General features: G+C 65.9%; 3 protein-coding genes. All 3 read left to right on the top strand.

All coding sequences use genetic code 11. The features are described 5' to 3' along the window. Nucleotides 1-225 (top strand): hypothetical protein (locus ASD86_RS27980; protein WP_235567808.1); only part of this gene is annotated, 225 nt, incomplete at its 5' end. Between the two features lie 348 nt (nt 226-573). Continuing rightward, the gene (gene pgmB, locus ASD86_RS18090) at nt 574-3588 is read left to right on the top strand and encodes a beta-phosphoglucomutase (protein ID WP_162253692.1); all 3015 of its coding nucleotides are present in this window, start codon (nt 574-576) and stop codon (nt 3586-3588) included. Nucleotides 3589-3665: 77 nt separating this feature from the next. After that, nucleotides 3666-6083 (top strand): TonB-dependent receptor, encoded by a 2418-nt coding sequence (locus tag ASD86_RS18085; RefSeq protein WP_056113776.1) that lies wholly within the window; start codon nt 3666-3668, stop codon nt 6081-6083. Nucleotides 6084-6085 lie beyond the last annotated feature (2 nt).

Below are 6085 nucleotides of genomic sequence, written 5' to 3'. Positions count from 1 at the left end.
GACATCCTGTCTCGGTGGCGCACGGCGCACATCCATGTGCGCCGCCCTACGGGTGTGCTTTTGCTAACGCGAGTCAATGGTTTCGCAGCGCTGGATGAACTGCGCGGCTTCGAACTCAAGCAAAAGCTGCAAGGCCTGTCTGTAGGAGCGGCGTCCTACTGGATTCCCTTCGGTCACAAGCCGCGACCGCGAACCCACATCAACCTCGCAACCACCCGCTGCTGACAAATCTCCCCACTTCGCTCCGCGCGAAATCGGCACTCCGTCATGCTGCAACGCAGCGACGAAGTCGACGCCGAACGACGGTATCCGCCACGATTTTTGCGCATCGCAACAATTCTTAACCATCTGATCCGACGCGATAAATCGCCGATCAACCCCGAATAACGACAGCCCCCGGGCACACCAACGCACCAGCCGGCCAAGCCCAATTGTTATCGGTAACTTGACATCGATAACAATCAATCCCTACGGTCCGCCACCAAGACAACCCCGCACACCATCGCAACCCGCCGCATCCCGATGCCGCCCACCCGCTTTCAGGCCTTACGCGTGACCCCGAACCCCGCTCCCGTGTCATCCGCACCACCCCACGACACCGACGCCTGGCGCCTGCGCCAGGATCGCTACGACCCCGCGCTGCGTCGCCGCGACGAAACCCTGTTCGCCCTGGCCAATGGTTCGCTCGGCGTGCGCGGCGGGTTCGAGGAAGCCGACGGCGGCAGCGACGGCAGCTTCCTGGCCTCGGTATTCGAAAAGCACCCGATCCACTACCACGAACGCTTCCCCGGTTTCGCCCGCAACACCGACACCCGCCTGCCGGTCGCCGACGGTCAGCGCATCGCGGTGTGGCTGGGCCCGCAGCGGCTAGACATCGATGACGCGCAGTGGCTCGCGTTCGAACGCGAACTCGATCTGCGCAGCGGTCTGCTGCGCCGGCGTCTGCGCCTGAACACCGCGCAAGACCACGGCATCGAAATCCGCGCCGAGCGCGTGCTGCCGTTCGACAGCGGCGCGGCCGGGGTGGATCTGCTCGCGATCCGCTATACCGTCGCGTCGATCGACTACACCGGCCCCATCATCCTGGCCTCGGCGATCGTATGCGGCCACGCCGCCGCCGAACAAGGCGACGACCCGCGCATCGGCGTGGCTTCGGCCGAAGGTCTGCAATTGCTTTCGCGCCAAGCCGACCGGCGCAGCGCGGACGTGGTCCAGGCGACTCGCCGCAGCGGCGTGCGCGTGGTTTGCAGCCAGGCGCATCGTCTGGGCGAAGGCGTGAGCTTCTTTGAGGCCGAGATTGGCGAGGAGCATGTCGCCCAGCGCTACCTCGCGCAGTTGCAGCCCGGACAGTCGGCGACGATCGAGAAGTTCGTCGTCTACGCCACCGACACCAGCCCGCACGCGACCGATCTGCCCGCGCATGCCGCACAAGCCTTGAATCAGGCGGTAGCGAACGGCTTCGACGCGATCGCCGCGCGCCAGGCCGCGGCGCTGGCCGAGTTCTGGGACGGCGCGGAATTGTTCATCGACGGCGATGCCGCCGCCGAGCAGGCACTGCGTTTCAACCTGTTCCATCTGCTGCAATCGGCTGGCCGCGACGGCGTCAACGGCACGGCCGCCAAGGGCCTGACCGGCGAAGGCTACGAAGGCCATTATTTCTGGGACACCGAAGCCTTCATGCTGCCGGTGATGGCCTACACCGCGCCGGACGTCGCGCGCGCGATGCTGCATGCGCGCTTCCTCGCGCTGGAACCGGCGCGCAAGCATGCGCGCGAGATGAATCATCCGCGCGGCGCGCTGTTCCCGTGGCGCACGATCACCGGCGGCGAATGCTCGGCGCATTACCCCTCGGGTTCAGCCGCATATCACATCAATGCCGCGGTCGCATACGGGCTGGGCCTGTATCTGGACGCGACCGGCGACCTGGATTTCCTGATCGAATGCGGCGCCGAAATCCTGTTCGAAACCGCGCGCATCTGGCCGCAGATCGGCCACTTCAATCCGCGCCGCGGCGGCGCGTTCTGCATTCACGAAGTCACCGGCCCGGACGAATACACCGCGTTGGTCGACAACAACTTCTATACCAATCGCATGGCCCAGCAGCATCTGCTGCGCGCGGTTCGGGTATGGGAACAGTTGCAGCGCGAACGTCCGGAGCAACTGCAGGCCCTCGCTCAGCGCCTGCAACTGGACCCGCACGAGATCGACACCTGGCGCCGCGCCGGCGAGCGCATGTTCCTGCATTACGATGAGGCGCTGGGCATCTACGCGCAGGACGACACCTTCCTCGACAAGCCGCGCTGGCCGTTCCCCAAGCACGAGGGCGAACATCGTCCGTTGCTGCTCGACTACCACCCGCTCACTTTATACCGCCACCAGATCTGCAAGCAGGCCGACGTGGTCATGGCGCTGGTCCTGGCCGGCGACGGCATCGGCGCGGACATCAAGCGCCGTAGCTACGATTACTACGAAGCGGTCACCACCCACGATTCGACCTTGTCGGCGTCGGTGTTCGGCATTCTCGCCAGCGAAGTCGGCCACGCCGATCAGGCGGCGAAATTCTTCGGTGACAACCTGCGCGTCGATCTGGACGATCTGCACGGCAACACCGATCACGGCGTGCATATGGCGGCGCTGGCGGGTACGTGGTTGGGCGTGGCCTCGGGTTTCGCCGGCTTGCGCACGTCCGACGGTGTGTTGAAGTTCGCGCCGACCTTGCCGCGGCAATGGCGCGGTTATGGGTTCGGCCTACGCTGGCAAGGCCGGCGCCTGCGCCTGCGGGTCGATCGCGACGGGGTCGAATACACCTTGCTCGACGGCGCGGCGCTGCGCATCGAACACGCCGGCCGCGCGATCGAACTGAGCGCGCAAACGCCGGTGCGGGTCGCGCTCGCCGAACCCGGCAACCAACCTGGCGACGACGGCAAGCTCGCGTTCCCGCGCCCAGCCCAGGCGCTGATCTTCGATCTCGACGGCGTGCTCACCGACACCGCGCAGACCCACTACCGCGCCTGGAAACGCATGGCCGACGAAGAAGGCCTGCCGTTCGACCAGCATGTCAACGAGCAGCTCAAGGGCGTCGACCGGATGAGTTCGCTGGACATCATCCTGCGCCACGCCGGCAAGGTGCTCGGCGTCGAACAGAAACTCGCGCTGGCCGAACGCAAGAACGGCTACTACGTCGAGGCCATCGCCGAAGTCACGCCGAAGGATCTGTTCGCCGGGGTCGAGCGTCTGCTCGAACAGGCGCGCGCGCGCGGGCTCAAGCTCGGCCTGGCCTCGGCCAGCCGCAATGCCGCCGCCCTGCTCGACCGCCTCGGCATCGCCGATCGTTTCGACTACATCGCCGACGCGGCGCGGATCGCGCGCGCGAAACCGGCGCCGGACATTTTCCTGGATGTCGCCGCCGCGCTCGGCGTCGCGCCGTCGCTGTGCATCGGCCTGGAGGACGCCGCCGCCGGCGTGGTCGCGATCAAGACCGCCGGCATGGCCGCGATCGGCATGGGCGACGCGACGACGCTCGCGCGCGCCGATGCTTGTCTGCCCGACATCGCGTCCTTCGATCTGAACGCTTTCGTTTCGCCCTGACCGCGTCGGCACGTACCGCCGCGGCAGACCGCCTTGCAGTTCAACAATCCATAAAACAACCGGGTGGGGAGATCACCATGCACCACGCAGCCTTCAAGCAAACCCGTCTGATGCGTTACGCGCTGTCCGCGGCGATCGCCGCCGCGCTCGCGCCAGGCTATGCATTGGCCCAGGACGCGGCCGCCGCCGCGCCGCAGGACGCCGCGCCGGCCGAAACGTCCGCCACCACCCTCGACGCGGTCGTGGTCAGCGGCACCGCGCGCTTCAAGGGTTTGCGCAAGCGCGACGCCAGCTTCTCGATCACCACCGCATCGCTCGAGCAGATCCAGGAAGCCGTGCCGCTGAGCACCGCCGACGCGCTCAAGGTCGTGCCCGGCATCTGGGCCGAATCGGCCGGCGGCAGCACCGGCGCGAATATCTTCGTGCGCGGCATGCCCTCGGAAGGCGACGCGCCGTTCGTGACCGTGCAGATGGACGGCGCGCCGCTGTTCCCGCCACCGACCTTGTCGTTCCTGGAAAACTCCACCCTGTTCCGCATGGACGACACCATCGACCGCATGGAAGTGCTGCGCGGCGGCCCGAGCCCGATCTTCTCCAACGGCCAGCCCGGCGCGACGGTCAACTTCATCCAGAAGAAAGGCGGCGAAGAACCCGCCGGCAGCGTGCGCGTGGGCGTCGGCAGCGACAGTCTGCGCCGGGTCGACCTGTTCAACAGCGGCAAGCTCGGCGAAGGCTGGTATTACAGCGTCGGCGGTTTCTATCGCACCACCGACGGCGTGCGCGACACCCAGTTCCCGGCCGACAAGGGAGGCCAGCTCAGCGCCACCCTGACCCACAGCTGGGACAAGGGCGAGATCACCGTGTATGCGCGCCACACCGACGACAAGAACGCGTTCTTCACTCCGATCCCGCTGCTCTCGCGCAACAACGGCGGCAGCCTGTCGAGCTTCCCGGGCCTGGACGCGCAGACCGGCACCCTGCTCGGCAACGACTTCCGCCACGTCACCATTCCGACCGGACCGAACGGCCAGACCATCAGCCGCGATCTCGCCGATGGTCGCGGCATCAACCTCGACGTGTTCGGCGCGTCGATGGACTTCTATGCCGGCGACTGGACCATCAGCGACCGGGTCAACTTCGTCAGCGGCAGCGCGCCGACCAACGGCCTGTTCACCGGCGCCAGCCCGCAGACGCTGGGATCGTTCATCGCTGGATTCGGCAGCGCCGGCACCGCGACCTACGTCAACGGCGGCGGCGCGGTCGATCCTAATCAGCAGGTTCTGACCGCCGGGTTCTGGGTGGTCGACAAGGAAATCGAATCGTTCACCAACGATCTGCGTTTCAGCAAGGATCTGTTCGAAGGCAACACGCTGACCGCCGGCGTGTACTTCGCCAAGTATTCGTCCAAGGACACCTGGTATCTGGGCAACAACATGCTGCTGACCGCGCAGAACAACGCGCGCCGGATCAACCTGACCCTCGCCGACGGCCGCCAGGTCACCCGCGACGGTTTCACCGGCACCTCGTTCTTCTCGCTGCGCGGCGATTACGACGGCCAGAACACCGCGGTGTTCCTCGCCGACGAATGGCAGATCAACGACCGCCTGCGTCTGGACAGCGGCATCCGCTACGAGTGGCAACAGGTCGACGGAACCGTCCACGACACCGCCACGGTCGACCTCGACGGCAATCCGAACACGCTGTACGACAACGCCACCTCGATCTCGCTGCCGGGTACCCGCCGCATCAACCAGGACGACAAGCATTTCTCCTGGACCCTGGGCCTGAACTACAAGCTCAACGAGACCTCCAGCGTGTTCGCGCGCGCCAACTCGGGCTACAAGCTGCCAACCTTCGACGCGTTGCGCGACGGCAACAACAAGGTGCAGGAAATCGATCAATACGAATTGGGCTTCAAGTCCGGCAATTCGGTCTACGACCTGTACCTGACCGCGTTCTACAACAGCTTCACCAATTCGCCGTTCCAGGCCTTCCTCGACGACGGCACCAACTTCACCACCGCCGGCGATTCGCGCGCTTACGGCGTGGAAGTCGAAGGCGCGGTGCGGCCGATCGGCGGGCTGGAACTGGCCCTGACCGGCGTGTGGCTGGATGCGAAGTACGAGAACTATCGCGAGTTCACCGGCAATCAAGTCATGCGCCAGCCCAAGCAGCAGTTCCGCTTCACCCCGAGCTATTTCTGGACCTTGCCGTTCGGCGATCTGAAGATCTTCGCGACCTATTCGCGTATCGGCGATCGGTTCGCCGACCTGGCCAATACGCAGAAACTGCCGTCGTACGAAACCGTGGATGTCGGCGCGAACATGCACGTCGGCGACAACTGGGAGTTCGCGCTCAGCGGCAGCAACGTCACCAACGAACTGGGCCTGACCGAAGGCAACGTGCGCGTGCCCGGCGCGGCGACCGGCGGCGTGTTCATGGGCCGGCCGATCGCGGGCCGTTCGTATCTGTTCTCGGCCGCGTATAAGTGGTGATG

Origin of the sequence: Lysobacter sp. Root690, assembly GCF_001427785.1 — a bacterium.
In the GTDB taxonomy this organism is placed as follows: Bacteria; Pseudomonadota; Gammaproteobacteria; order Xanthomonadales; family Xanthomonadaceae; genus Lysobacter.
This window is presented reverse-complemented; position numbering and strand designations above follow the sequence as displayed.